The sequence below is a fragment of the Mesorhizobium sp. C399B genome (assembly GCF_030323185.1).
Taxonomy (GTDB): Bacteria; Pseudomonadota; Alphaproteobacteria; order Rhizobiales; family Rhizobiaceae; genus Mesorhizobium.
The window spans coordinates 796,137-821,782 of sequence record NZ_CP100472.1; the positions used below are offsets into that span (position 1 = coordinate 796,137).

Sequence of the window (25,646 nt, forward strand, 5' to 3'; positions counted from 1 at the left end):
AACATCCCCATGACCGCATCACTATCCGCCGGCGCCACGGATCGCGCCGATGTGTCGGCCAGAGCCTTGCTCCTGCTGCCGCTGACGGTCGCCTGCGGCGTGTTCATGACCAGCCTCGACCAGAATGTCGTGGTCACCGCCCTGCCCGGCATCAGCGACAGCCTCGGCCGGCCGCCGAGCCAGCTCGGCCTGTTGATCACCGTCTATGTCGCCAGCCTGATCATCTCGATGCCGCTCGGCGGCTGGGCCGCCGACCGCTTCGGCTTGCGCAACGTTTACTGCTTCGCCTTGCTGGTGTTCGCCGCGTCATCGGCGCTGTGCGGATTGTCCAACGACATCTGGACGCTGGTCGGCGCCCGCGCGCTGCAAGGCTTCGGCGGCGCCTTGATCGGGACGCTCGGCCAGGTCGTCATCCTGTCGACCTTCCCGCGCAGCCGCACGCTGAAGATCAACATGTATATCTCACTGGCCGGCCAGTCCGGACCGCTGGTCGGCCCGCTCGTCGGCGGCGCGCTGACGACTTACATTTCATGGCGCTGGATCTTCTTCATCAACGTGCCGTTCGCGCTGGCGGCCGCCGTCCTTGCCGCCTCGCTGTTTCCGACGGTCACCAAGCCGGTGCGCACGCCGTTCGATTTTCCGGGCTTCCTGCTGGTCGGCGGCGGCATGGTCCTGCTGGTCTTCGGCATGGATTCGCTTGCGGCCAAAGACGCCGCCGGCAGCATGATCGCGGCCGAGCTGGCGCTGGCGATCGTCATCCTGACGCTTGCCTCCTTCTACTGCCTGCGCGCCCGCAACCCCTTGCTTGACCTGAAACTCCTGCGCATCCGCACCTTTCGCATCTCTTTCCTCACCGGTGGTGGGCTGGACACGATCGGCCTGAGCTCGGTCGTTTTCCTTTTGCCGCTGATGTTCCAGCTCGGCTTCGGCATGAGCGCGGTGCAGGCGGGATCGCTGACTTTCGTCGCCGCAATCGGCTCGCTGATCATGCGTGTCTTCATGCCGCGCCTGCTCAACCGTTTCGGCTTTCGCCGCGTGCTGGTCGTCAACACGCCGATCGTTGCTGCCATGGTAGCGGGCTTCGCCTTGATTGAGGCGACAACGCCGGTCTGGATCGTGCTCGTCTATATCTTTGCCTTCGGCGTTCTGCGCTCGGCGCAGTGGGCTTCGACCGGCAACCTCGCCTATTCCGACATCGCGCCCGACCAGCTCGCCCGCTTCAGCGCGCTCTACTACATACTGTGGCAGTTGGGGGTGGCGATCAGCGTCGGCCTGGCGGCGGCGCTGTTGTCGTTCCTGGCTGGCGGCAGGCCGGCGGTGACCAACGATTTCCGCATCCTGTTCGTGGTCGAGGGCGTCATCACGTTGTGCGCGCTGATCGCCTATCTCAGACTGACACCGCAGGACGGCGCCCATGTCAGCGGCCACGGCGCGCAGATGAACGTGGAATAAGGCCCCGGTAGCCGAGGCCTAGCCGCTGAATGTCACCCATTCTTCCAGCGGCACGCGGTCGGTGCGGAAGTCGTTTTCGGGTTTCGACGTATCCTCGAGGCCGAGCGCCATGCCGCAGACGACGATCTCCTCATCGGGGATGTTGAGCACCGGCCGGATCTGCCGGTGATAGGGCGCGAAGGCGGCCTGCGGGCAGGTGTGCAGGCCCCTGCCTCGCGCGGCCACCATGATGTTCTGCAGGAACATTCCGTAGTCGATCCACGAGCCCTGGTTCAGCCGCCGGTCTATGGTGAAGATCATGCCGACCGGCGCGTCGAAGAAGACGAAGTTGCGGTCGTGCTGGGCGCGCATCTTGTCGACCTCGCGGCGGCCGATGCCGAGTGCCCCATAGAGCCCGAAACCGTTGGCGCGGCGGCGGGTGAGATACGGCTCGAAGAACTGGGTGGGGTAATAGCGATACTCGTCCCAATCGGCCTTTTCGGCGCGGATACCGGAATTCAGGATGGCATCGGTGATCTGCTGCTTGACGTCGCCCTTGACGACATAGACCCGCCAGGGCTGCATATTGGTGCCCGAAGGCGCGCGCGCGGCGACGCCAAGAATGGCTCGGATCGTCTCGTCATCGACCATGTCGGGCAGGAAGGCGCGCACTGAACGGCGCGAGATGATCGCCTCATCGACAACAGCCGCGTTTTGCGCTGCCAGGCCATTTTTTTCCAGCATGGGCCGTCCCTTTGCGCACACTTCGAAAGCCGAACCGGCTATCGGAGAAGACCTTGCGCAGATTTCAATCCTTGGTCGCCGACCCGCATTCCCACACCCGCCGCTCGTGCCAGAGCCTTTGCATGAACCTCCAAAATCGCGCAAGCAAATCTTGTGTGCCCATGAAAATTAGCTTGATTTTTTCACGGACATGAGCTCTCATGAAATTCATTTCCGGATTTTCATCAAGTGAGCGTTTTGCCCCCAGCTATCCCCAAAACGTTGCAGGGACCTGACGAGCGCCTGCTGGCGAGCGACATCCGTGCGCTCCGCAAGGCGCGTGGGCTGACGCTGGCTGAGATCGCGCTGAAGCTTGGCCGCTCTGTCGGCTGGGTCAGCCAGGTCGAGCGCGGCCTGTCTATCCCTTCACTTGGCGACCTCAGGGCCTTCGCAGACCTGTTCGGCGTGCCGCTCAGCCTGTTCTTCAGCCACGACGTGCCGATCGAGAAGGAGCGCGGCGTCATCGTGCGCGCCGGCAGCCGGCGCACGCTTGGCACAAGCGAATCCGGCCTCGTGGAGGAGCTTCTGTCGCCCGATCTCGGCGGTACTTTCGAGATGGTGCGTTCGATCTTCGCGCCGGGCGCCGAGATGAAGAGCGAGCAGCTGCGGCCAACCGAGGAAGCCGGCTACATCGCCTCTGGCATTTTCGAGATCGAGATAGCCGGCGTCTGGCACCGGCTCGGCGAAGGCGATTCGTTCCGCTTCGAGCGCAAGCCATACCGCTGGCGCAATCCCGGCACCGAGCCGGCCGTGGTCATCTGGGTGGTTTCGCCGCCTGTTTATTGAACGAGGGATTTCTAATATGGCCGGTTTGCCGACCACGGCACGCGTGGTGATCATCGGAGGCGGTGTCGTCGGCACCTCCTCGCTCTACCACCTTTGCAAGGCGGGCTGGACCGATTGCGTGCTGCTTGAAAAGAACGAGCTGACATCGGGCTCAACCTGGCATGCCGCCGGCAACGTGCCGACCTTCTCGTCGTCCTGGTCGCTGATGAACATGCAGCGCTATTCGACCGAGCTTTATCGCGGTCTCGCCGACGCGGTCGACTATCCCATGAACTACCACGTTACCGGCTCGCTCCGCCTCGCCCACACCAAGGAGCGCATGCAGGAGTTCCAGCGCGCCAAGGGCATGGGCCGCTACCAGGGCATGGACATCGCCATTGTCGGCCCTGATGAGATCAAGCGCCGCTATCCCTTCATCGAGACGCATGGCCTCAAAGGTGCGCTCTACGATCCAAACGACGGCGACATCGACCCCGCGCAGCTGACGCAGGCACTGGCCAAGGGTGCGCGCGACATAGGCGCCAGGATCGTCCGCTTCTGTCCGGTGTCAGGTGTGCGCCGCGAGAACGACGAATGGGTTGTCGAGACGCCGCAAGGCGAGATCCGTTGCGAGATCGTCGTCAACGCCGCCGGCTACCGAGCCGCGGAAGTCGGCAAAATGTTCGGCCGCGACGTCCCGATGATGGTGATGAGCCATCAGTACATTTTGTTCGAGGAAATCCCCGAACTGGTGGCCTGGTCGAAGGAGCAGGGCAAGAAGCTGCCGCTGCTGCGCGACGTCGACACCTCCTACTATCTGCGCCAGGAAAAGAACGGCATGAATCTCGGTCCCTATGAGCGCAATTGCCGCGCGCATTGGGCAACCCACAACGACCCGATGCCGGAGGACTTTTCCTTCCAGCTCTTCCCCGACGATCTCGACCGTCTCGAGCACTACCTTGCCGATGCCGTAGCCCGCGTGCCGATTCTCGGCACTGCCGGCCTGTCCAAGGTGATCAACGGGCCGATCCCTTACGCGCCGGACGGCAATCCGCTGATCGGTCCGATGCCCGGCGTTCCCAACGCGTTCGAGGCCTGTGTCTTCACCTTCGGCATCGCCCAGGGCGGCGGCGCCGGCAAGGTGCTGGCCGAATGGGTGACGCAGGGCCAGACCGAATGGGACATGTGGTCTTGCGATCCGCGCCGTTTCACCAGCTTTGCGGCCGCCCCCGACTATAGCGTCGCCAAGGGCATGGAGATCTACGGCAACGAATACGCCATCCAGTTCCCGCGCCATGCCTGGCCGGCCGGGCGCGACCGCAAGCTGTCGCCGATCCACGATCGCATCAAGGCGCTCGGCGCCCAGTTCGACGCCTATAATGGCTGGGAGCGTGCCACCTGGTATGCGCAACCCGGTGACGACACGTCGGAAGAAGCAACACTCACCTTCCGCCGCGACGGGCCGTGGCAGCACCGCGTGCGCGAAGAATGCCTGGCGGTGCGCGACGCCGCCGGCTTTCTGGACCTGCCCGGCTTCTCGCGCTTCAACCTCGAAGGTCCTGGCGCAGCCGAATGGCTGGCGCTGCAGGTCACCGGCCTGGTGCCCAAGCCCGGCCGCATCGGCCTCGCCTATTTCGCCGACGACAAGGGCCGCATCGTCACCGAGATGTCGGTGGTGCGCCATGGCGAAGAGCAGATGACGCTGATCACCGCGGCGGTAGCGCAGTGGCACGATTTCGAATGGCTGAAGTCGCGCCTGCCGAAGGACGCAGCTTTCACCCTCACCGACAGGACCGAAGACTATTCGACGCAAATCCTCGCGGGCCCCAATTCGCGCAAGATCCTGGCCGAGGTCTGCGGCGCGGATCTCTCGCTGCCCTGGCTGACGCATCAGGAAACCACCATCGCCGGCCGCTGGGCGAAGCTGGTGCGGGTATCCTTCGCCGGCGAACTCGGCTGGGAAATCCACACCAAGGTGGGAGACACCGCCGCCATCTTCGACGCCATCTGGGCGGCGGGACAAAAACACGGTCTGAAACCGTTCGGCATGTATGCGCTGGATTCGCTGCGCCTCGAAAAGGGCTACCGGACCTGGAAGGGCGACCTGTCGACCGACTATACGGTCCTGCAGGGCGGGCTCGAGCGCTTCGTCAAATGGGACAAGCCCGACTTCCGCGGCAAGGCAGCCCTGCAGAACGAAAAGCAGCAAGGCGTGAAGAAGCGCTTCGTCACGCTGGTGGTCGAAAACCCCGGCGATTGCGACGCGCCGTCCGTGTCGACGCTCTGGCATGACGGCAAGATCGTCGGCGAGACGACGTCCGGCGGCTGGGGGCATCGCATCGACAAATCGATCGCGCTCGGCATGCTGCGCGCCGACCTGGCTGAACCCGATACCGCGATCGAGATTGAAATTTTTGGCGATCGTTTCAAGGCAGTCGTGCAGAAAGACGAGCCGCTGTGGGATCCGAAAAACGAAAGACTGAGAGCATGAAGAAAGTCATTCTCACCGATGGCGGCATGGGCCAGGAACTGGTCCGCCGCAGCAGCTCCGAGCCGACGCCGCTCTGGTCGGCCAGGGTGCTGATCGACGAGCCGGATCTGGTGCGTGACCTGCATGCCGAATTCATCCGGGCCGGCGCTCGCGTCATCACCATCAACACCTATTCGGCAACGCCGGAGCGGCTCGCGCGGGAAGGAGCAGAAGACCTCTTCAAGCCCTTGCAGAAGCGCGGCATCGAATTGGCAAGACAGGCACGCGACGAGGCAGGCGATGCAGCGATCGCCGGCTGCCTGTCACCGCTGTTCGGCAGCTATGCGCCGGCGCTGACCATATCGTTCCAGGAGACGCTGGACATCTATCGCCGCATCGTCGCCGAGCAGGCCGATGGCGTCGACCTGTTCCTGTGCGAGACCATGGCCTCAGCCGAGGAAGGCCGTGCGGCCGTTACCGCTGCGTCGGAAAGCGGCAAACCTGTCTGGGTATCTTGGACGCTCGCCGATCACGGCGCGGCGCGGCTGCGCAGCGGCGAAACAATAGCGGCAGCGGCGGACGCCCTCGACGGCCTGACGGTTGCAGCGCGCCTGGTGAATTGCTGCCGGCCAGAAACTATCGTCGCGGCACTGCCCGAATTGATTGCCCTCGGCGGCCCGGTCGGCGCCTATGCCAATGGCTTCACCTCTGTCGAAGCGCTCAAGCATGGCGGAACGGTCGAAGTGCTGCACGCACGCCACGACCTTGATCCGGATGCCTATGCCGACCAGGCGCTCGGCTGGGTCGCCGCTGGCGCCACCATCGTCGGCGGCTGCTGCGAAGTCGGCCCTGCCCACATCGCCGCGTTGCGCGATCAGCTCGAACAGGCCGGCCACGAAATCTCGGGAGTATCCTGATGCCCAGACCCTCATCGCGCATTTCCGGCATCGTGCCTTCGGGCAAAGATGGCTGGGAGGTCCACACCGAGGCATGGGCCCGCAAGGAGGCCGGCCAGGACATCATCATGCTGTCGGTCGGCGACCATGATTTCGATACGCCGAGCCAGACGATCGAAGCCTGCGTGACGGCGGTTCGCGGCAGCAACCATCACTACACCCCGCTGTCCGGCGTTCCGCGCCTGCGCAGGGCGATGGCGGCGGCCTCGACCGCTTGCACCGGGGTCGAGACGGCGCCTGACCAAGTCATCGCCACGCCGGGCGGTCAGGCCGCCCTTTACGCGGCGGTGCAGGCCGTTCTCGACCAGGGCGACCACGCCATCGTGGTGGCGCCCTACTACGCGACTTATCCCAACACCTTCAGCGCCGCCGGCGCCAGCTTCACCGTCGTCGAGACGCCGGCCGGAGACGGTTTCCAGCCGCACGCCGAGATGATCCGCGCGGCGCTCAAGCCCAACACGCGCGCCATTTTGATCAACACGCCGAACAACCCGACCGGCGCCGTCTATTCGCGTGAGCGTCTGGAAGAGCTGGCCGAGATCTGCCGCGAGCACGATCTCTGGCTGCTGTCGGACGAGGTCTACTGGACGCTCGGCGGCGGCGAGCACATCTCGCCGCGCGGCCTGCCCGGCATGGCCGAGCGCACGCTGGTCATCAATTCGATGTCCAAGAGCCACGGCATGACCGGCTGGCGCATGGGCTGGCTGACCGGCCCGACGCAGATGATCACGCTGTTGACCAATCTCAATCTGGTGACGACCTACGGCCTGCCGGCCTTCATCTCGATCGCCTGCGCCGAGGCGCTGGAGAACCGCTTTGGCGTCAAGGAGATCGCCGAACGCTATGCGGCGCGCCGCACCGTCCTGCTCGACGCCGTGCGCGGCATGAACAATGTCAGCGTGCACGGCTCCGAGGGCGGCATGTATGTCATGCTCGACATCTCCGCCGTCGAGCCCGACGACGAGAAATTCGCCTGGGCCTTTCTCGACCAGGAGAGTGTCGGCGTCATGCCGGGTTCCAGCTTCGGCAAGGCCGCTGCCGGCCACATCCGCATCAGCCTCTGCCAACCGGAACCGGTGCTTCAGGAAGCCGCAAAACGCCTGCGCCGCTTCGCATCCGGCTATCGCCGCGAGGCCGCATGACCAGAAGCATTCCCATCAAGGCCCGCGCGGTTATTATCGGCGGCGGTGTCTCCGGCTGTTCGGTCGCCTACCACCTGGCCAAGCTCGGCTGGACCGACATCGTGCTGCTGGAACGCAAGCAGCTGACCTCGGGAACGACCTGGCACGCCGCCGGCCTGATCGGCCAGCTGCGCGGCTCGCAGAACATGACGCGGCTGGCGAAATATTCGGCCGACCTCTACGTCAAGCTGGAGGCCGAGACCGAAGTCGGCACCGGCATGCGCCAGGTCGGCTCGATCACCGTGGCGCTGACCGAGGAGCGCAAGCACGAGATTTACCGTCAGGCCTCGCTCGCCCGCGCCTTCGATGTCGATGTGCGCGAGATTTCGCCTGGTGAAGTCAAGGAGATGTACCCGCATCTCAACGTGTCCGATGTGGTCGGCGCCGTGCATCTGCCGCTCGACGGCCAATGCGATCCGGCCAACATCGCCATGGCGCTGGCCAAGGGCGCCCGCCAGCGCGGCGCCACAGTCGTCGAGAATGTGAAGGTCACCAAGGTCCACACCAAGGCCGGTCGCGTTGCCGGCGTGTCGTGGGCGCAAGGCGACGACCAGGGCACGATCGAGGCCGACATCGTCGTCAACTGCGCCGGCATGTGGGCGCGCGAACTCGGCGCCCAGAACGGCGTCACCATCCCGCTGCATGCCTGCGAACATTTTTATCTCGTCACCGAGCCGATCCCCGGGCTCGGTCGTCTACCGGTGCTGCGCGTTCCCGATGAATGCGCCTACTACAAGGAAGACGCCGGCAAGATGATGCTCGGCGCCTTCGAGCCGGTGGCCAAGCCCTGGGGCATGGACGGCATAAGCGAGGATTTCTGCTTCGACCAGTTGCCGGAGGACATGGAGCATTTCGAGCCGATCCTCGAGATGGGCGTCAACCGCATGCCGATGCTGGCAACCGCCGGCATTCACACCTTCTTCAACGGCCCCGAAAGCTTTACCCCCGACGACCGCTACTATCTCGGCGAAGCGCCGGAGCTGTCGGGCTACTGGATGGCGACCGGCTACAACTCGATCGGCATCGTGTCGTCCGGCGGCGCCGGCATGGTGCTGGCGCAGTGGATCAATGACGGCGAAGCGCCCTTCGACCTCTGGGAAGTCGACATCCGCCGCGCCCAGCCATTCCAGAAGAACCGCCGCTATCTCAAGGAGCGGGTCTCCGAGACGCTCGGCCTGCTCTATGCCGACCATTTCCCCTACCGGCAGATGGCAACGTCCAGGAATGTCAGGCGATCGCCCCTGCATGAACACCTGAGGGCGCGCGGCGCGGTCTTCGGCGAAGTCGCCGGCTGGGAGCGCGCCAACTGGTTCGCCCGCGAAGGGCAAGAGCGCGAATACCGCTATTCCTGGAAGCGGCAGAACTGGTTCGACAACCAGCGCGAGGAACACCTGGCGGTCCGCAACAAGGTCGGCCTGTTCGACATGACCTCGTTCGGCAAGATCCGTGTCGAGGGCCGCGATGCCTGCGCGTTCCTGCAAAGGCTCTGCGCCAACGACATGGACGTGGCGCCGGGCAAGATCGTCTACACTCAGATGCTCAACCAGCGCGGCGGCATCGAGAGCGATCTTACCGTGTCGCGGCTGTCGGACACGGCCTATTTCCTCGTCGTACCGGGCGCGACGTTGCAACGCGATCTCGCCTGGCTGCGGCGGCATGTCGGCGAGGAATTCGTTGTCATCACCGATGTGACGGCGGCAGAAAGCGTGCTCTGCCTGATGGGTCCGGATGCGCGAAAGCTGATCCAGAAAGTCAGCCCTAACGATTTCTCCAACGAGAACAATCCGTTCGGCACCTTCCAGGAGATCGAGATCGGCATGGGCCTCGCCCGTGCCCACCGCGTCACCTATGTCGGCGAACTCGGCTGGGAACTTTATGTCTCGACCGACCAGGCGGCTCATGTCTTCGAGGCGATCGACGAGGCCGGCGGCGATGTCGGCCTGAAACTTTGCGGCCTGCATACGCTGGATTCCTGCCGCATCGAAAAGGCGTTTCGGCATTTCGGCCACGACATCACCGACGAGGACAATGTGCTGGAGGCCGGCCTCGGCTTTGCGGTCAAAACCGCCAAGGGCGAGTTCATCGGCCGCGATGCGGTGCTGAAGAAAAAAGAAGCCGGCCTGTCGCGCCGGCTGGTGCAGTTCCGGCTGAAGGACCCGCAGCCTCTGCTCTTCCACAACGAGGCGATCCTTCGCGACGGCAAGATCGTCGGCCCGATCACATCAGGCAACTACGGCCACCATCTCGGCGGCGCGATCGGGCTGGGCTATGTGCCCTGCCAGGGCGAGAGCGAGGCGGATCTGCTGGCCTCGTCCTACGAGATCGAGATCGCCGGCGAGCGCTTTCCGGCGGAAGCATCGCTGAAACCGATGTACGATCCCAAGGCGGAACGGACGAGGATGTAGCACCTTTTTACCCTCCCCTTGTGGGGAGGGTCGGCTCGCAGTCGGAGCGAAGCGGCTTTTGCTGCGCGACCCTCCCCACAAGGGGGAGGGTGAAGAAGCTCAAAACCGCTCCAGCTTCGCCAGCACCTTCACCAGAAACGCCGCCCTCGTCCTTGGCGTGGAGGCGTCCATCAGGTAGTGCGCCAGGAAAAACGTCCGGCAGCGGCGGGCGCACAGCGCGCGCATACCGCGCAGCAAGGTCTTGCGGCCGGGCTGGCCGACGACGACGCTCCACCAGGTCGGCGCGCCGCAGGTGGTGATGACGCCGACCCTGGTGACATGTGTCATCAGCGACGTGATGCGCCCCTTGCCCAGCTTGAAGGCGACACCGGTCGCCCAGACCCGATCGAGCCAGCCCTTCAGCATGGCCGGCAGCCCGTACCACCAGGTCGGATAGATGAACAGGATCGCCTCAGCCCAGGCGAGATGCTCGAAATGCGGTTTTAGGGCCGGATCCTCCGGCGCCCGCTCATTGTAGGCGCGCCGCTCCTCGCTACCCATCACCGGGTCGAATTTTTCGGCGTAGAGGTCGAGCAGCCGCACCTCCCAGCCGCGTGCCTTCAGCACATCGACTGCGGCATCTCTGATGGCGGCGCAAAAGCTTTCGGGCACCGGATGGCAATAGACCACCAGCACGCGCATCAGAATTCATCCATCCCGGCCGCGACCTTGGCCATGAAGGCCGCGCGGGTCTTCTCGGTCGACAGGTTCATCGAATAATGCGCGAGGTAGGACACCGAGGCGCCGGGCCTGATCGTCGCGCGCAGCATCCGCTTGACCAATTTGCGCGGCGGATCGCCCATCAGCATGGCGCGGAACCGGCTGCCGCCATAGGTGGTGACGGCGGTCAGCTTGCGGATGTTGTGGAGCGAAGGCCGCGCCTTGCCGTCGACCAATTTGAACGACACGCCGGGCAGAAACACGCGGTCGAAAAAGCCTTTCAGGATGGCCGGGAAGCCGTAGTTCCAGACGGGATATGACAGCACCAGCGCCTCAGCCCGCAGCAAACGCTCGACATGGGGCGCGGCCGGGTCCGCAGGGCTGCGTTGGTTGTGATAATCCAGCCTCTCCCCGCGCGTCAGCCTGGGGTCGAAATCCTCGGCATAGAGATCGCAATCGTCGACCTCATGGCCGGCCGCCGTCAGCCGCTCGACGATGGTGCGGTGCAGGCCTGCATTGAAGCTGATCTCCACCGGATGCGCGTAGAGGACGAGGACTTTCATGGGGAAATACTTGCGAGGTGGGCGCGAGGCACCCCCCTCTGCCCTGCCGGGCATCTCCCCCGCAAGGGGGGAGATCGGACTGCCGCATCGCTTTCACTAATTGTCAGCGTGTCAGATTGGCCGCGGCGTTCAGGCTGCCAATCTCCCCCCTTGCGGGGGAGATGTCCGGCAGGACAGAGGGGGGTGCTCAAGCTCAAACCTCTGCTCATTCTGCTTTCTGCAACCCCTTGAACAAAAAAGTCCGGCCCGAGCGATAGTCGTAATCCGGATTTTCCCAGGCGATCATCTTGCCGGGATTGAGCAGGCCTTGCGGATCGGTCTCGCGCTTGAAGGCGAGCTGGATTTCATCCGTCTGCTTCATGCCGCCCTCTTCCAGCGTGTAGCGGTGCGGGTTGAAGATCGGGCAGCCGTTCTCCTCATGCAGCCGGATGATTTCGTTGAGCCGGGCCTCGGTGGTGAATTTCACCAGCGGCAGGCCGAAGCAGGTGATGTTGCCGTCGAGGCGCACGAATTCGAGATGCGAAAAGACCTCGTTCGGAAACATCGCGTCCATCTTCTCCACCAGCGCCAGCTGGTTGGGAAACGGATAGAGCGATTGCAGATAGGTGATCGCGGGATCGACCCGCAGTGCCCTGAGCGTGGTGTGGTTCCACGCCAGCTCGAAGCCCGGCGGCAGGCCCTTTTTCTCTTCGTCCGTGGCCGTCGCGGCATTGAAGATGACCTCGCCGCCGGCGCGGCGGGTGAAGGCGAGGAACGCGTCTAGCCCATGCCGGGCAACCATGACGACGCAGATGCTTTGCCCGTCCCGGAAGAACTTCTGGTGGCGCTTGAAATAGAGCTGCGGCACGGGCGCGGCGATCGGCGTGATCAGCTTGGTCAGGATGCCGTCCTGGCGTGCCAGCGCGTTGCCGTAGCGGGCTGCCGGCATGAAAGCGTCGAAGCCGACGATCACGTCGATCCATTCATAGGCTGCAGTCAGCGGCATCTCGACCTCGGTGATGATGCCGTTGGTGCCATAGGCGTGGGTGACTTTGTGCAAATCCTCGCCGGTGAGTTCGAGCGCCTTCGGTTCGGTTTCCATGGTGACGACGCGCAGCCGCAGCACATTGCCGAAATCACGCAGACCGCCGAAATTGATCGAGCCAACGCCGCCCGAGCCGCCGGCGATGAAGCCGCCGATCGAGGCGGTGTTGTAGGTCGACGGCGACAGCCGCAGTTCCTGCCCGGAATGCGCGCGCGTCGCTCTGTCGATGTCGGCGAGGATCGCGCCCGGCCCGGTGACGACGCGGCCCGGCGCTATGGCCTTGATCTCGTTCATCTCGGCAAGGTTCAAAACCACGCCGCCCGATAGCGGCATCGCCTGGCCGTAATTGCCGGTGCCGCTGCCGCGCGGCGTCACCGGAACGCCATGACGGTGGCAAGCGGCGAGCACACGGATCAGTTCGGCCTCGGTCTTCGGTGTCACGATCAGGTCGCCGGTGACGTGGTCGAGCTGCTGCTTCAGCACCGGGCTGTACCAGTAGAAGTCGCGGCTCTTCTGCTGGACGATGGCCGGATTGTCGTCGAGCTTTATCCCGTCGAGATCGCGTTTGAGCGCCGAAACATCCATCATTCCACCATCAGTTCGTCGAGCTCGGCATAATCGGGCAATTGCCTGTCGATCGCTCGGCCGTCGCGCACGACGATGCGATCCGATTCGGGCCGCGACAGCAATTCCGTCCAGCTCCGCCCTTTGAAGACGATGAAATCGGCGCTGCCACCGGCTGTCAGTGTCCCGACACCGTCGAGCCGCATCACCTTGGCCGGCGTCGCCGCCACCGTCTGCGGCCAGTCGCCGACCGGATGGTCGAAATGCAGGATGCGCGTCGCCATGCGGTAGACCTCCAGCATGTCGAGATCGCCATAGGCATAGAACGGATCGCGGGTGTTGTCGGAGGCGACCGCGACCGGGATGCCCCTCGCCTTCATCTCATGCAGCAGGGTCACGCCGCGCCAGCGTGGCGTGGTCTGGTCGGCACGCCGGTCCTGCAGATAGAGATTGCACATTGGCAGCGACACCACCGCCAGCCGCGCCTTGGCCACCTTGTCGAGTGTATCGAGCACGTCGAGATCCGGCTGGCGCGCCAGCGAGCAGCAATGTCCCACCAGCATGTTGCCCTCAAAACCGTTCCACAGTGCCGCCTCGGCGATCTTCTTCAGCGATATCGCCGCGATGTCGTCGGTCTCGTCGGCGTGGAAATCGAGATCGAGCCCGTGCCTGTTCGCCTCGGCGAACACCTTGTCGAGAAGCTCTTCGAGATCCGGCACCATATAGGTGACGACGCCGAGCACGCCCTTGGCCGCAGCCACACGCTTGGCCAGCCTCTCGAACCACTTTCTGTCGCGCACGCCTTCGATGCCGAGCAGGCAGGCTGCCTGCAATTCGATGCGGCCGCGCCATTTCTCCCGCATCGCCTCGAACACCGGCCAGGAGATTTCCTCCTGTGGCGGCACGCTGTCGAGATGAGTGCGCAAGGCCTTGGTGCCGTGCGCGTAGGCCGAGCGCAAAGAGAAATCCATGCGCCGCGCCACGTCCTCGGCGCTCCAGCGCGCTGCACGGTCGGCGCCGGTGGCATTGAGCGCGCCCATGAAACTGCCGTCGGGATTGGGTTTGCGCGGCCAGATCTGGCCCTTGTCGATATGGGTGTGGCAGTCGACGAAGCACGGCAGGATGATGCGGCCGGCAAGGTCGATGGCGGTGGCTGGCGCTTTTGATTTCTTGTGCGCGGCGATGCTGGAGAGCTTACCGTCGGCGACGGCGATGTCGGCCAGCGCGAAACCGTCGATGTCGTAAGTGGGGGCAAGACCTGATGTCAGCGACCGGTGAAGGCGGACGTTGGTGAGATGGTACGAGCCAGAGGTCGGTATCAAGGACCGCCCCCCTCTGCCCTGCCGGGCATCTCCCCCTCAAGGGGGGAGATTGGCAGCTTTTCCGACAGCACCCGTCTTCCAACGTCGATAATTGGCGAAATCCCGGATGACGTCCAATCTCCCCCCTTGAGGGGGAGATGGCCGGCAGGCCAGAGGGGGGTGTTTCGCGCCAGCATCTCAATCACGTCACCCAACCCCCTACCGCTCCTGCTTCAGCGCGCTCTCGTGCCAGCGGCGCAGGATGAGATGCGACACCAGCGACAGCACCAGGAAGATCAATATGCCGGTGAGCGAGATCAGGATCAGCGCCGCGAACAGCCTTGGCGCGTTGAGGCGGTAGCCGGCCTCGATGATGCGCGACGCCAGCCCCGACGACTGCCCCTGCGCGCCGGCGACGAACTCGGCCACCACGGCGCCGATCAGCGACAGGCCGCCGGCTATCTTCAAGCCTCCTAGAAAATACGGCATGGCCGCCGGCAGTCTGAGATAGCGCAATTGCTGCCAGCGCGTCGCGCCGTTGAGCTTGAACATGTCGCGCAGATTGCGGTCGACCGAATTGAGGCCGAGCGTGGTGTTGGACAGGATCGGGAAGAACGCAACGATCCAGGCGCAAAGCAAAAGCTTCACCGTCTGGTTGTCCACATAGATGTTGATGAGCGGGAAGACCGCCACGATCGGCGTTACCTGCAGCACGATGGCGAAGGGAAAGAACGACATCTCCACCCATTTCGATTGCGCAAACAGCACCGCCAGTCCGACGCCGCCGACGACCGCGAGCAGCAGGCTGAGAAAGGTTATGCGCAACGTGACCAGCAGCGCGGAGAACAGGAGCCCCGCATCGCTATAGAGCGTCCACAGCACCACGCCGGGGCGCGGCAGGATATATTGCGGGATCGCGTTCCACACGCAAATGCGGTCCCACAGCCAGATCGCCAGGATCATGATCGCCAAAGGCAAGACCCACCGGCCGATCCGCTCCAGCCGCTCCTGGCGTACGCGGCCCGCCTCTTCCGCGTCGAGCGTTGCGGCATTCTGGTCAATGGCCGTCATGGTGCGGTCCGGCTGATGTGTTGATGGCGTTGACCAGGATGTCCGAGGCCTGGCGGCAGAGCGCGGCATAGTCGGGCGAAGTGCGGAAAACCTCGTCTCGCGGATAGGAGGCGTCGATGGCAAGCTCGGCATGGACGCGGCCCGGCCGCGCCGCCATGACGACGACGCGGTTGGACAGGAACACGCTTTCGAAGACGCTGTGGGTGACGAAGACGACGGTGAAGCGCTCGTCCTGCCACAGCTCCAGAAGGTCGTTGTTGAGCTTGAAGCGGGTGATCTCGTCGAGTGCGGCGAACGGCTCGTCCATCAGCAGAATGCGCGGCTTCGTCACCATCGCGCGTGCGATCGAGACGCGCATCTTCATCCCGCCGGAAAGCTCGCGCGGCACGGCGTTCTCGAAGCCGGTCAGGTGCACCCGCTCCAGCATCTCCGTCACCGCCGGCGCCGCCTTGGCGCGCGACACGCCTTTCAGCCTGAGCGGCAGCCAGACATTGTCGAATACATTGGCCCAGGGCAGCAGCGTCGGTTCCTGGAAGACGAAGCCGATATTGGCGCGGTCGATCGAACCGCCCCAGTCGAGCTGACCGGATGTCGGCGTCGACAGGCCCGCGATCAGCCTCAACGCCGTTGACTTGCCGCAGCCGGACGGCCCGAGAAGGCTGACAAAATCGCCCTCGCGGATGGCGAGATCGACGTCGCTCAATGCAGTCACGCCATTGGAAAACACCTTGCCGACATGGCGCAGCGTCAGCAGCATTGGGCCTTCACCCGATGCCCTCATGGGCGCCTGCGCCATCTTTTCCAGCTTCACGACTACTTCTTCAGCTCGATCCCGACACCTTTGTTGATGAAGGCCAGCGTGTAGGCCTTCTTGATATCGATGCCCTCGGGCGTGACCTTGGCCTTGACCATCTTGTCATAGAAGCTCTTGATCCGGTCTTCGTTCATGGCGCCGATGCCGAGCTTTTCGGTGTCGCCGGAATCGGCCAGGCCGAACTTCTTCATCTGCTCGATCGAGAAGGCAATCTGCTCGTCGCTCATGTCGGGGTTGTCTTTCTTGATCATCTCGTTGGCGGCCTTGTTGTCGCCGTAGAGGTAGTTGTACCAGCCCTTGGCCGAGCCATCGACGAAGCACTGGACCACCTCCGGCCGCTTGTCGATCGTGTCCTGCATCACCTCGATCGTCGTCGAATAGGTGTCCCAGCCATAGTCGGCGAGCAGGAACTGGTTGGGCACGAAGCCGCCTTCCTTCTTGACCGCAAAAGGCTCCGAGGTGACGTAACCCTGCTGGATCGACTTCTTGTTGGCCAGGAATGGAGCGGTGTTGTAGGTGTAGGGCACGCGCTTGGCGGCATCGAAACCGAGTTCGATGACCATCCACTGGAAGAAGGTCTGGACGCCCTCGTCGCCGAGAATGTACTGGTCGGCGTTCTTCAAATCCTCCCACTTGTCCAGCTCCTGCCCCGGGTGGGACATGATGACTTGAGGGTCCTTCTGGAAATCGGCGGCGACGACGCGCATCGGGATGCCCTGCTGGACGGCGTCGAAGGCCGACAGCAGATTGCCGCCCATGTAGAAATCGAGCTTGCCGGCCAGCAGCAGCGGCCGCCCGCTGACCTGCGGACCTCCCTGCGAAATCGTCACGTCGAGGCCACATGCAGCGTAGGTGCCGTCGGCGACGGCCTGGTAGTAGCCGCCATGCTCGGGCTCGGCCAGCCAGTTGGTGCCGAAGGTGACCTTCTCGTTTGCTGCCGCGCCGAACGTGCCGGCTCCAAGCAGCGCGACCGCAAGCGCTGAAATCTTCTGTTTTCCGTACATCGACACCACCCTTTGTTGGCTCCGGAGCGTCACGCGCCGGGCTCGACACCATTGATCCAAGAAGCAAGACACATGCCACCGCCCGGGCCGCCTGCTTGCGCGGCAGTCACTGCCAACACCAGACGGGTCATGCTGTGCGGGAGGCATCGTGCCTATTTTTTGGACGCCTGTCCACAATCGCCCTTGTGCCATGCACCACATCTTGAACGTACTATCGGTCACGTCTTAGGCTGGTCTCGCAGACAGGAGATTGCCATGTTCAGATACCTCGCGCCGAGGTCGATCAAGCCGCCTTTCGCCCGCTACAGCCACGGCGTCGAGGTGCCGCCAGGCAAGCGGCTGGTTCTGTGCTCCGGTCAGGTCGCCATCACGGCGGACGACCAGATCCCCGAGGATGCCGGCGCGCAGGCCGAGCTCTGCTTTCAAAACATAGCGGCGATTCTGGCTGAAGCCGGGCTGGGGCTAGGCGACATCGTGCGCATAAACGCCTACGTCACCGACCGCGCCTTTCTGCGGCCCTATATGGACGTCCGCGACCGCTTGTTTGCCAGCCCCGCGCCCGCCTCGACGCTGATGATCGTGTCAGGCTTTGCGCGGCCGGAGTTCAAGGTCGAGGTCGAGGCGATTGCGGCTGGGTGATCGACAGGCGACGTTTGTCGCGCTAGGTCTCCCTCACAGTCAAGAGGCATGACATGACCGTTGCAAACAGACGCGTTTGGTGGGGCGACTACCGGACCACCGAATACGCCGCGATCGATCCGGAGGCGACGATTGCCGTGCTGCCGGTGGCGGCGATCGAGCAGCACGGCCCGCATCTGCCTGTATCAACCGATACCTCGATCATGAACGGCATGCTGGAGACGGTCATCGCCCGCCTGCCCGGCGATCTCGACATCCGCATCCTGCCGGTCCAAACGGTCGGCAAGTCGAACGAGCATCTGCAGGCGCCGGGCACGCTCACCCTGCCGGCGGCCACCCTGGTCGGTGCCTGGACCGAGCTTGGCCTGTCCGTTGCCCGCGCAGGCGTAAGGAAACTGATCGTCGTCAACTCGCATGGCGGCAATGAAGAGATCATGGGCATCGTCACGCGCGAGCTGCGCGTGCGTGAGAGGATGCTGGCGGTGAAGACCAGCTGGCAGCGCTTCGGCCGCCCCGCCGGCATGTACACCGAGCTTGAGGACCGCCATGGCATCCATGGCGGCGACGTCGAGACCTCGCTGATGCTGCATTTTCGCCCGGAGTTAGTCGACATGGCCAAGGCCGACAATTTCGCCTCCAAGGTCGCCCGCGCCGAAACCGAATTTGCGCTGCTGCGCCACACCGGAACGCACGCTTTCGCCTGGATCGCTGGGGATCTCAACCCCAACGGCGTGGTCGGCGATGCCAGCATTGCCACGGCCGAGAAAGGCCGACTGACGGCGGAGCATCAGGCCGACGGCTTCATCACCCTGTTGAAGGATGTGCGCAAGGCGAAGCTTGCCGACTGGCTGGCATAGCGGGCCGCCTTAGCCGTCGATCTTCAACACGAAAGGCGTACCCTCAAAAGCATCGGCGCCCCGCCCGATCGCTTCGATCGCTTCGATCATGCGGCCTTGTCGTGAGAGCAGAGCATCCGCGACGGCGATCAACCGTGGATTGGGTGTCGCCGAGGGCGAAAGCTTCCGCAATGTCTGCGCAAGTTCGACTTCGTCGCGCTTCGGGGCGAGCGCCGCCGCAATGATATAGGCCGAGGCGGTCGAGCGGCTGATGCCGGCATAGCAATGGACGACCATGGGTTTGGCGCGGTCCCATTTCCGGGCGAAATCGAGCAGATTGCGCACATGGTCTTCGCCGGGCATGGTCATGCCGTCCTGCGCCACCGCGATGTCGTGCATGACCAGATGCAGGTGGTTTTCCCTCGCGATTGAGGCCGGCCGCGTCACCTCGGTGCCGGCAGCGAGCAGCGACAGCACGCGCTCGGCGCCGCTTTTGGCCACCGTCTCCTCAAGCTTTGCCAGCGAACAGATATGGATCATGGCGCGATCTCCTTCGACCCATCGTCGCGCCGTGCGTGCCAGTCGGCAAGCGCCGATTCGAGCCGCTGCCATTCCTCCTGACTTCCAGGCAGCCCCGCGCGGAGCACCTGGGGACGCTCGGAAAAATGCCTGAGCAATATGCCGCGCTCACCGAGCGTCGAAAACAGCCCCGGTGCATCGGCAAGCCGGAGATAGCGAAACAGCGTCGTGCCGCCGGCGACAGCAACGCCAAAGCGCGAAAGCAGCGCATCGAGCCGCGCCGCATCCTGCGCCAGCCGCCGCCGCATGCCGGCCTGCCAGCCGCTGTCGGCAAGCGCGCGGATGCCGTATTCGAGCGCTGGGCCGGCGACCGCCCAAGGGCCGAATTGCGTTTCAAGCCTTTCGACCGTCGCTGCATCGGAAAGTGCGAAGCCGAGCCGCAGGCCGGCGAGACCGAAGAACTTGCCAAACGAGCGCAGCACGACGATGCCGCCCCGCCCGACATCGCCGGCCAGGCTTTCCGCGTGCGGGCCGACATCCATGAAGGCTTCGTCGACGACCAGCAGACCGCCTATGGCGCGCAATGTCTCGGCAAGCCGAAGCAGCCTTTCCCGCGACACGACTCGCCCGTCGGGATTGTTGGGATTGACGACGATGGCAATTTCGGCTCCGGCAAGCGCCTCGAAATCGTCGACCTCCGCCACCGCATGGCCGGCAATCGCGGCGGCCCTGGCATGCTCGGCATAGGTCGGCCCGAGCACCAGCGCCTTGCCGGGGCTGACCAGCGAGGCGACGCGCGGCAGCAGGATCTGCGTGCCCGGGGCGACCGTCACATTCTCGGCCGAAGGCGCGCCATAGGCGCCGGCCGCGACCCTGGCCAGTTCACGCAGGCGCGCGGCCTCCGGCAATCGTGACAGGGCGGTGGCGGGCAGCTCGAAAAGCGGGTAGGAGTGCGGATTGATACCTGTCGAGAGATCGACGAAAGGTTGTGGCGCGTGAGGGAAGAGCGCCCTCGCCCGGCCAAGGGATCCACCGTGATCCACCACAGTAATCGCTCCATCAGAAAGCTTCATGTCGATCCTGATCGCTTTCCTGTCGCTGGCCATCGAACGCATCCTGGGTTACCCGGACTGGCTGTTCCGTGCCGTCGGCCATCCCGTCACCTGGTTCGGCAGGCTGATAGCCTTTCTCGACCTCAGGCTCAACCGCGACACTGATTCCGACGCGCTGCGTCGCCGCCGCGGCGTGCAGGCGCTGCTGGTGATCGTGCTGGTGCCGGCGGCAATCGCCTTCATCGTGCAAATCCTGCTCTGGCAGCTCTTTCCTGCCGGCATGATCATCACGGCAATCCTGGCCTCGTCGCTGCTGTCGCAAAAGAGCCTTACCGAACATGTCGAGGCGGTGGCCGATTCGCTGGATACCGGCGGGCTGGCGCTCGGCCGCATTGCGGTTGCGCGCATCGTCGGCCGCGATCCAGAGAAGCTCGACCATGCCGGCGTCAGCCGCGCCGCCATCGAAAGCCTGGCCGAGAATTTCTCCGACGGCATCGTTGCGCCCGCCTTCTGGACAGGTGTCTGCGGTCTGGCCGGCGGCGTCGCCTACAAGGCCGCCAACACCGCCGATTCGATGATCGGCCACCGCACCCCGCACCACGAGGCCTTCGGCCGCGCGGCGGCACTCTTCGACGACTGGATCAACCTGCCGGCGTCCCGGCTGACCGCGTTGCTGATCGTTGCCGCCGCCTTTCTCGTTGACGGCGCCGATCCCCGCAACGCCTGGCAAGCAGTGCGGCGCGACGCCAAAAAGCACCGCTCGCCCAATGCCGGCTGGCCGGAAGCGGCAATGGCCGGCGCACTCGGCCTGGCGCTCGCCGGCCCGCGCAGCTATGGCGGCGTCATCGTCGAGGACGCCTATATGGGCGAAGGCGGTAGGCGCGCGGCGGAAAGCCAGGACATCAGGCAGGCGCTGAAACTTTATCAGGTCGCCGACTATCTGCTGATTGGGCTGTTCGGGTTGCTGTCGGCGGTGCTTATCGCGGTAACGTCCTGAGAGCTTATCGTCGCCCTTCCTTTACCCTCCCCCTTGTGGGGAGGGTCGGCGCGAAGCCCCGGGGCGGGGGACTGCGCCCTACGAGGACCCCCACCCCGCTCCGCTTCGCGGATCGACCCTCCCCACAAGGGGGAGGGTACGAAATCCCTCAAAACTCAATCCCCTGCTGTGCCTTCACGCCGGCCGAAAAATGATGCTTGGTCACGCCCATCTCCGTCACCAGATCCGCCGCCTCGACCAGCGCCGGCTTGGCGTTGCGGCCGGTGACGACGACATGCAGACCTTCGCGCCGCGCTTTCAGCGCCGCCACCACTCGGTCGAGATCGAGATAGTCGTAGCGTAGCGCGATGTTCAGTTCGTCCAGCACGACGAGGCTGATCGAGGGATCGGCGATCAGTTCCAGCGCCTTGGCCCAGGCGGCTTCGGCCGCCGCAATGTCGCGCTTCAGATCCTGCGTCTCCCAGGTGAAACCCTCGCCCATCGTGTGCCAGACGACACGGTCGCCGAACGCCGCGAAGGCGTCCTTTTCGCCGGTGTGCCATTTGCCCTTGATGAACTGGACGACGCCGACGCGCTTGCCATAGCCGAGCATGCGCAGCGCCAGCCCGAAGGCGGCCGTGGTCTTGCCCTTGCCGGGTCCGGTGTTGACGATCAGCAGCCCCTTCTCGACCGTCTTTTCCGCGACCTCGGCGTCCTGCACCGCCTTGCGTTTGGCCATCTTGGCGCGGTGGCGTTCTTCGTCTTTTGCGTCGATATCGGTCATCATTTCACCTTGAGCGGCAGCCCCGCCACCATCAGTAGCACCGTATCGGCAACCGCCGCGACCTGCTGGTTGAGACGGCCGGCGGCATCACGAAACCGGCGTGCGAGCGCATTGTCGGGCACGATGCCTTGCCCGACTTCGTTCGAGACAACGAGCCAGGGCCCGCGCGGCCGCGACAGCATGTCGGCTAGCCGCCGGCATTCCGCCTCGAGATCATGGTCGGAAAGCATATGATTGGTCAGCCACAGCGTCAGGCAGTCGACAAGCACCGGCTGGTTGTCCGGCAAAGCTTCGAGCGCGCCTGCAAGATCAAGCGGGGCATCGATGGTCGCCCATCCCTCGCCGCGGCGCGAGCGGTGCTGCGCGATGCGCTCGCGCATTTCGCCGTCATAGGCTTGCGCGGTGGCGATATAAGCCCATGGCGGCAGCAACGCCGTCGCCAAAGTTTCGGCATGCGCGCTCTTGCCGGAGCGCGCACCGCCGATGATGAAGGTCAAACTGCGATCAGGCAAAGCTGTCGCGCAGGCTGGTCGCGGTGCCGGCGAAGCGCGAGTGCACTATGCCGACAACTGCGCCGAGCACCAGCCAGAACACCAGATTGGTCAGCGTCACCGCCACCACGAACTGATGATGCAGGCCCTCCGGGATCGGCGTTACGAAACTGTCAGGCTGCGGCGCGCCGACAATATGCGGGGCGACGATCAGGAGGACGGCGAGCACGGTCAGGGGCGCCGACGTGCGGAAGGTAATAAGGGCAAGGCCGATCGCGGTTGCCATCACCGTTGCCCACCACCAGATCTGGCGCTGTATGAGATCGGCCGCCGGCATTGCCGGCAGTTCCGGCGGCAGGCCGAGTCCCGGCGCCAGCGCGAACACGGCAAAGCCCGCCAGACCCCAGAACACGCCCTGGCGCCAGCTGCCGATGCCGCCGGCGAACTCGGAAACCGCCACCAGGACCAGCGCGAAGCCGATGCCGGTGACGATATTGGCGACGACACTGAAGGCGAAACGCTCGAAGCCGTCGGCCGGCGCCCAGCCTTCGTCCTCCGCCGGCGCGGCTGCTTCAGCCGGTGCTGCGCTGCTCACCGCATTTTCCGCCGGCGCGGCGGTGCTCATGGCATCGGGGTCCGCAGCGTTGGCGGCGGGCGCCGCGGCATGCTGATGCTCATGGCCGCCACCAGCCTTTTCGTAGACCTCCGCCTTGAGGATCAGCGGCACGGTGGCGTAGGCCTGCATGCAGGCGAGAGCGACACCGGCCACGAGCCCTGCGATCGCCGCGATGAACACGACGTTGCGAAACAGGTTCATGATGTCAGATCCTCGTCAGTGGCAGGGAAACGCCATCGAATGGCGATAGTCGTGCGCCGCATTGTGGACCGCATCGATGTGCGAGAAACCGACAACGCCGACGACGAAAATGCCCAGAAACGCGCTAAGCACGAGCTGCATGAAGCGCGACTGCGAGGAGACGGAAGCGCCGAGGGAGACGGAAGCGGTATTCATATCTTGTCCTTTCGCCCTCCACCCGAGGGCATCGAAGTCAGTTCCCTGTCGCCGGCAGGTCTCCTGGCTCGCGGATCAGCGCCCTTCCCCACCTTCCCGAAGAAAAAATCCCCAGTGGCTTGGAGAGGACTACCGCACACAGTTGCGGGGGCAGCCACGGCATTGGGCAACAAGTCAGCCCTCACCGCATTCCCTCTTGGTCCCTAACGGAACCGACGACATGCATGACTATAGGCTGAAACGGTCGCATCCGGCAAACCAAATTCCGCCGGCCAACAGCGCGAATGCGCCATGCGGCGTTACGGGTTCAACGCGGTGATCCGCTCGGCAACCAGCCGCTGCAGCCGCCACAGATGGCGATCGTGAATGCCGCGCTCTTCAAGGTTTTTCACCGTGTTGTAGAGATAGTCGGCGCCCGACCCCCAGTGCCCGCAGGACGTTGCCAGCCTTTCGACGACCTTGCCCTCGTCGAGCGGTCCGGAATAGGTCAGGCCGTTGCGGTTGATGACGAAGGCCAATGCCCTGAGCGGTCCGGCCTCGCTTGCAAGCTTGAGCATGCGCGGCCGGTAGCTTGTCGGCTTCAGCGTGACTTCGCGCCGGAAAAGCCGGCCCAACTGCTCGCGCCGGTTATTGCCGGTCAGCCGAAAGGCGACGCCCTTGCATTGTCCGCCACGGTCCAGCGCCATCATCAGGCCGGGGCTGTCCTTGGTGCCGCGCCAGCGCGTCATGTTCATGCAAAAGGACCGATGCCAGCCGCGCGCCAGCGCAACGCGGTCCTCGACATAATCTATTTCCGGTTTCCAGATCAGCGATCCATAGCCGAACAGCCATAGCGGTTCGCTGTCCGGGAGTTCGACCTGCAATTCATCCAGCAGCGCGTCATAGTCGGCTTCATCGAGATGCATCGCGTCCGGATCCGGCCCGGGGTCCCTGATCTCGCGCCAGCAGCGCGCGACCAGCTCCGGCGTAAGCGACATCTGTCGTGCGGCCACTTCCGAATCCCCCCAATTTCCGAATGTCCCGTGTCCACGACATGATTATGCGCCGCGCCTGCAACCGGCAATGCGGCACTCTGATTGACAAACGATTTGCCGGGGTGTCGGCTGACGCTTCATAGGAAGCCAGCCATGCATCCCAGCCCGAGCGAGCGCGACCCCTATAACGGCCTGAGCCGGGCCGAACCGACGCTACCGTCGTCGGCCTATTGGGATAGCGAGGCTTACCAGCGCGATCTCGACGCCATCTGGCACAAAAGCTGGCTGCTCGTCTGCCGCGAGGCCGACCTCGCCCAGCCGCTGGCGTTCCGGACATTCCGCGTCGGCACGCAGGAAATCGTCATTCTGCGGGACGAGACCGGCGAGTTGCGCGCCTTCCACAACACTTGCCGGCATCGCGGCTCGCAGCTTTGCCAGAAAAGCGAGGGCCGGCTGAAAGCGCGGCTCATCACGTGCCCCTACCACGCCTGGTCCTACTCGCTGCGCGGCGATCTCGTGCGCGTTCCCTCGAAATCGCTGCCAGATGGTTTCGACAAGGCAGATCATCCGCTCTACCGGGTGGCGCTGTCGGTGTGGCGCGGTTTTGTCTTTGTGAACCTTCAGCAGGCTGCGGCCGGCTCCGCCGGGACCTCCTTCGATCCCGCATCCGGCGACCTCGCCAACTGGCCGCTGGAAACGCTGGTATCAGGCCATGTCCTGCGCAAGGTGATGAACTGCAACTGGAAGATCTTCTGGGAAAACTTCAACGAGTGCCTGCATTGCCCGGGCGTCCACAAGGACCTGTCTCGGCTGGTGCCGATATACGGCCGCGGCCTGATGAGCCGGCACGACGACCCCGACTGGGTCCGCCATGCCGACAATGACGCGCCGGAGTTTTCGGGTGGCCTGCGCGCCGGCGCCGAGACCTGGTCGCGCGACGGACATGCCCATGGCCCGGTCTTACCGGGCCTGACGCCAGCCGAGCGTGCGGCCGGACAGACCTATGCCACCAGCCTGCCCTCGATGTTCATCGTCGGCCATGTCGATTATGTCAGGACGGTGCGACTGATGCCGCTCGGTCCCGAACAGACCGAACTCACCGCCGAATGGCTGTTCGCGCCCGAGGCGCTGGCTGAGACCGACATCGACAATGTCGTCGCCTTCGGCACCCAGGTGCTGGAGGAGGATGCCGCGATCTGCGAGATCAATCAGAAAGGCCTGCGCTCGATGCGCCACCAGGCCGGCGTGCTAATGCCGGAGGAGTACGATCTGCACCGCTTCCACAACTGGGTGCGCGAGCGGCATGCAGCGCTTGAGGCAACCGCCTGATCG

25 protein-coding genes and 1 riboswitch are annotated in these 25,646 nt (G+C 64.4%); of the genes, 10 read left to right on the forward strand and 15 right to left on the reverse strand.

All coding sequences use genetic code 11. The features are described 5' to 3' along the window. The first annotated feature begins 9 nt into the window (after positions 1–9). Entirely contained in the window at positions 10–1,452 is a 1,443-nt protein-coding gene (locus NLY36_RS03875) for an MFS transporter (protein ID WP_023698304.1), read from the forward strand. Positions 1,453–1,470: 18 nt separating this feature from the next. Here NLY36_RS03875 and NLY36_RS03880 read toward each other — a convergent pair whose 3' ends face one another. Further along, positions 1,471–2,175: a nitroreductase gene (locus tag NLY36_RS03880; RefSeq protein WP_023698305.1), complete on the reverse strand. Its 705-nt coding sequence runs from the start codon at positions 2,173–2,175 to the stop codon at positions 1,471–1,473. Between the two features lie 282 nt (positions 2,176–2,457). Here NLY36_RS03880 and NLY36_RS03885 point away from each other — a divergent pair, with 282 nt between their 5' ends. Genes NLY36_RS03885 through NLY36_RS03905 form a run of 5 tightly spaced genes read left to right on the forward strand, consistent with a single transcriptional unit; the run spans position 2,458 to position 9,991 of the window. After that, entirely contained in the window at positions 2,458–3,000 is a 543-nt protein-coding gene (locus NLY36_RS03885) for a helix-turn-helix domain-containing protein (protein WP_023698306.1), read from the forward strand. Between the two features lie 16 nt (positions 3,001–3,016). After that, positions 3,017–5,470 (forward strand): GcvT family protein, encoded by a 2,454-nt coding sequence (locus tag NLY36_RS03890; RefSeq protein WP_023698307.1) that lies wholly within the window; start codon positions 3,017–3,019, stop codon positions 5,468–5,470. Continuing rightward, complete coding sequence (locus NLY36_RS03895) at positions 5,467–6,366, forward strand: homocysteine S-methyltransferase family protein (RefSeq protein ID WP_023698308.1); 900 nt, start codon at positions 5,467–5,469, stop codon at positions 6,364–6,366. The genes NLY36_RS03890 and NLY36_RS03895 overlap by 4 nt, the downstream gene beginning before the upstream one ends. Further along, the gene (locus NLY36_RS03900; RefSeq protein ID WP_023698309.1) at positions 6,366–7,547 is read left to right on the forward strand and encodes a pyridoxal phosphate-dependent aminotransferase; all 1,182 of its coding nucleotides are present in this window, start codon (positions 6,366–6,368) and stop codon (positions 7,545–7,547) included. The genes NLY36_RS03895 and NLY36_RS03900 overlap by 1 nt, the downstream gene beginning before the upstream one ends. Next, positions 7,544–9,991 carry a GcvT family protein gene (locus NLY36_RS03905; protein WP_023735892.1) on the forward strand — a complete coding sequence of 816 codons (2,448 nt, stop codon included), beginning with the start codon at positions 7,544–7,546 and terminating at the stop codon, positions 9,989–9,991. The genes NLY36_RS03900 and NLY36_RS03905 overlap by 4 nt, the downstream gene beginning before the upstream one ends. Before the next feature lie 99 nt (positions 9,992–10,090). Here the strand turns inward: NLY36_RS03905 and NLY36_RS03910 are convergent, their stop codons facing one another. From NLY36_RS03910 to NLY36_RS03940, 7 genes are all read right to left on the reverse strand, one after another. Then, positions 10,091–10,672 (reverse strand): NAD(P)H-dependent oxidoreductase, encoded by a 582-nt coding sequence (locus NLY36_RS03910; RefSeq protein WP_023735893.1) that lies wholly within the window; start codon positions 10,670–10,672, stop codon positions 10,091–10,093. Further along, positions 10,672–11,253, reverse strand: coding sequence for an NAD(P)H-dependent oxidoreductase (locus NLY36_RS03915; protein WP_023735894.1), 582 nt, complete (start codon positions 11,251–11,253; stop codon positions 10,672–10,674). The genes NLY36_RS03910 and NLY36_RS03915 overlap by 1 nt, the downstream gene beginning before the upstream one ends. A 205-nt stretch (positions 11,254–11,458) precedes the next feature. Further along, positions 11,459–12,862 (reverse strand): FAD-binding oxidoreductase, encoded by a 1,404-nt coding sequence (locus tag NLY36_RS03920; protein WP_031249166.1) that lies wholly within the window; start codon positions 12,860–12,862, stop codon positions 11,459–11,461. Then, positions 12,862–14,163: a cytosine deaminase gene (locus tag NLY36_RS03925; RefSeq protein WP_023735896.1), complete on the reverse strand. Its 1,302-nt coding sequence runs from the start codon at positions 14,161–14,163 to the stop codon at positions 12,862–12,864. The genes NLY36_RS03920 and NLY36_RS03925 overlap by 1 nt, the downstream gene beginning before the upstream one ends. Before the next feature lie 198 nt (positions 14,164–14,361). Next, positions 14,362–15,213, reverse strand: coding sequence for an ABC transporter permease (locus tag NLY36_RS03930; protein WP_023670772.1), 852 nt, complete (start codon positions 15,211–15,213; stop codon positions 14,362–14,364). Continuing rightward, complete coding sequence (locus NLY36_RS03935; protein WP_023735897.1) at positions 15,200–16,024, reverse strand: ABC transporter ATP-binding protein; 825 nt, start codon at positions 16,022–16,024, stop codon at positions 15,200–15,202. Before NLY36_RS03935 ends, NLY36_RS03930 begins: the two co-directional genes overlap by 14 nt. A gap of 2 nt (positions 16,025–16,026) precedes the next feature. Beyond that, entirely contained in the window at positions 16,027–17,031 is a 1,005-nt protein-coding gene (locus NLY36_RS03940; protein ID WP_023735898.1) for an ABC transporter substrate-binding protein, read from the reverse strand. Between the two features lie 255 nt (positions 17,032–17,286). Here NLY36_RS03940 and NLY36_RS03945 point away from each other — a divergent pair, with 255 nt between their 5' ends. Beyond that, positions 17,287–17,670 (forward strand): RidA family protein, encoded by a 384-nt coding sequence (locus tag NLY36_RS03945; protein WP_023735899.1) that lies wholly within the window; start codon positions 17,287–17,289, stop codon positions 17,668–17,670. 53 nt (positions 17,671–17,723) lie between these two features. Further along, the gene (locus NLY36_RS03950; RefSeq protein WP_023735900.1) at positions 17,724–18,527 is read left to right on the forward strand and encodes a creatininase family protein; all 804 of its coding nucleotides are present in this window, start codon (positions 17,724–17,726) and stop codon (positions 18,525–18,527) included. A 9-nt stretch (positions 18,528–18,536) separates the two neighbouring features. Here NLY36_RS03950 and NLY36_RS03955 read toward each other — a convergent pair whose 3' ends face one another. Further along, positions 18,537–19,046: a tyrosine phosphatase family protein gene (locus tag NLY36_RS03955; RefSeq protein WP_023706115.1), complete on the reverse strand. Its 510-nt coding sequence runs from the start codon at positions 19,044–19,046 to the stop codon at positions 18,537–18,539. Beyond that, positions 19,043–20,098, reverse strand: coding sequence for a threonine-phosphate decarboxylase CobD (cobD, locus tag NLY36_RS03960; protein ID WP_023735901.1), 1,056 nt, complete (start codon positions 20,096–20,098; stop codon positions 19,043–19,045). The genes NLY36_RS03955 and cobD overlap by 4 nt, the downstream gene beginning before the upstream one ends. Here cobD and cbiB point away from each other — a divergent pair. After that, positions 20,097–21,074, forward strand: coding sequence for an adenosylcobinamide-phosphate synthase CbiB (gene cbiB / locus NLY36_RS03965; RefSeq protein WP_023698318.1), 978 nt, complete (start codon positions 20,097–20,099; stop codon positions 21,072–21,074). The genes cobD and cbiB overlap by 2 nt on opposite strands. A gap of 148 nt (positions 21,075–21,222) precedes the next feature. On the opposite strand, the gene cobO is transcribed toward cbiB, so the two are convergent. The 5 genes from cobO to NLY36_RS03990 all read right to left on the reverse strand — a co-directional run bounded on the left by cobO (position 21,223) and on the right by NLY36_RS03990 (position 24,332). Continuing rightward, on the reverse strand, positions 21,223–21,837 hold the full coding sequence (gene cobO, locus NLY36_RS03970) for a cob(I)yrinic acid a,c-diamide adenosyltransferase (RefSeq protein WP_023698319.1): 615 nt from the start codon (positions 21,835–21,837) through the stop codon (positions 21,223–21,225). Next, the gene (gene cobU / locus NLY36_RS03975; RefSeq protein ID WP_023735902.1) at positions 21,837–22,349 is read right to left on the reverse strand and encodes a bifunctional adenosylcobinamide kinase/adenosylcobinamide-phosphate guanylyltransferase; all 513 of its coding nucleotides are present in this window, start codon (positions 22,347–22,349) and stop codon (positions 21,837–21,839) included. The genes cobO and cobU overlap by 1 nt, the downstream gene beginning before the upstream one ends. Further along, positions 22,342–23,145, reverse strand: a complete 804-nt coding sequence (locus tag NLY36_RS03980) for a CbtA family protein (protein ID WP_023735903.1) — start codon at positions 23,143–23,145, stop codon at positions 22,342–22,344. Before NLY36_RS03980 ends, cobU begins: the two co-directional genes overlap by 8 nt. A gap of 15 nt (positions 23,146–23,160) precedes the next feature. Next, complete coding sequence (locus tag NLY36_RS03985) at positions 23,161–23,340, reverse strand: CbtB domain-containing protein (protein ID WP_023670784.1); 180 nt, start codon at positions 23,338–23,340, stop codon at positions 23,161–23,163. A 36-nt stretch (positions 23,341–23,376) separates the two neighbouring features. Further along, positions 23,377–23,572: riboswitch (cobalamin riboswitch) on the reverse strand. 67 nt (positions 23,573–23,639) lie between these two features. Then, complete coding sequence (locus NLY36_RS03990) at positions 23,640–24,332, reverse strand: gamma-glutamylcyclotransferase (RefSeq protein ID WP_027050266.1); 693 nt, start codon at positions 24,330–24,332, stop codon at positions 23,640–23,642. A gap of 135 nt (positions 24,333–24,467) precedes the next feature. Between NLY36_RS03990 and NLY36_RS03995 the strand changes: the two genes are divergently transcribed. Further along, on the forward strand, positions 24,468–25,643 hold the full coding sequence (locus NLY36_RS03995) for an aromatic ring-hydroxylating oxygenase subunit alpha (protein WP_023735904.1): 1,176 nt from the start codon (positions 24,468–24,470) through the stop codon (positions 25,641–25,643). Positions 25,644–25,646 lie beyond the last annotated feature (3 nt).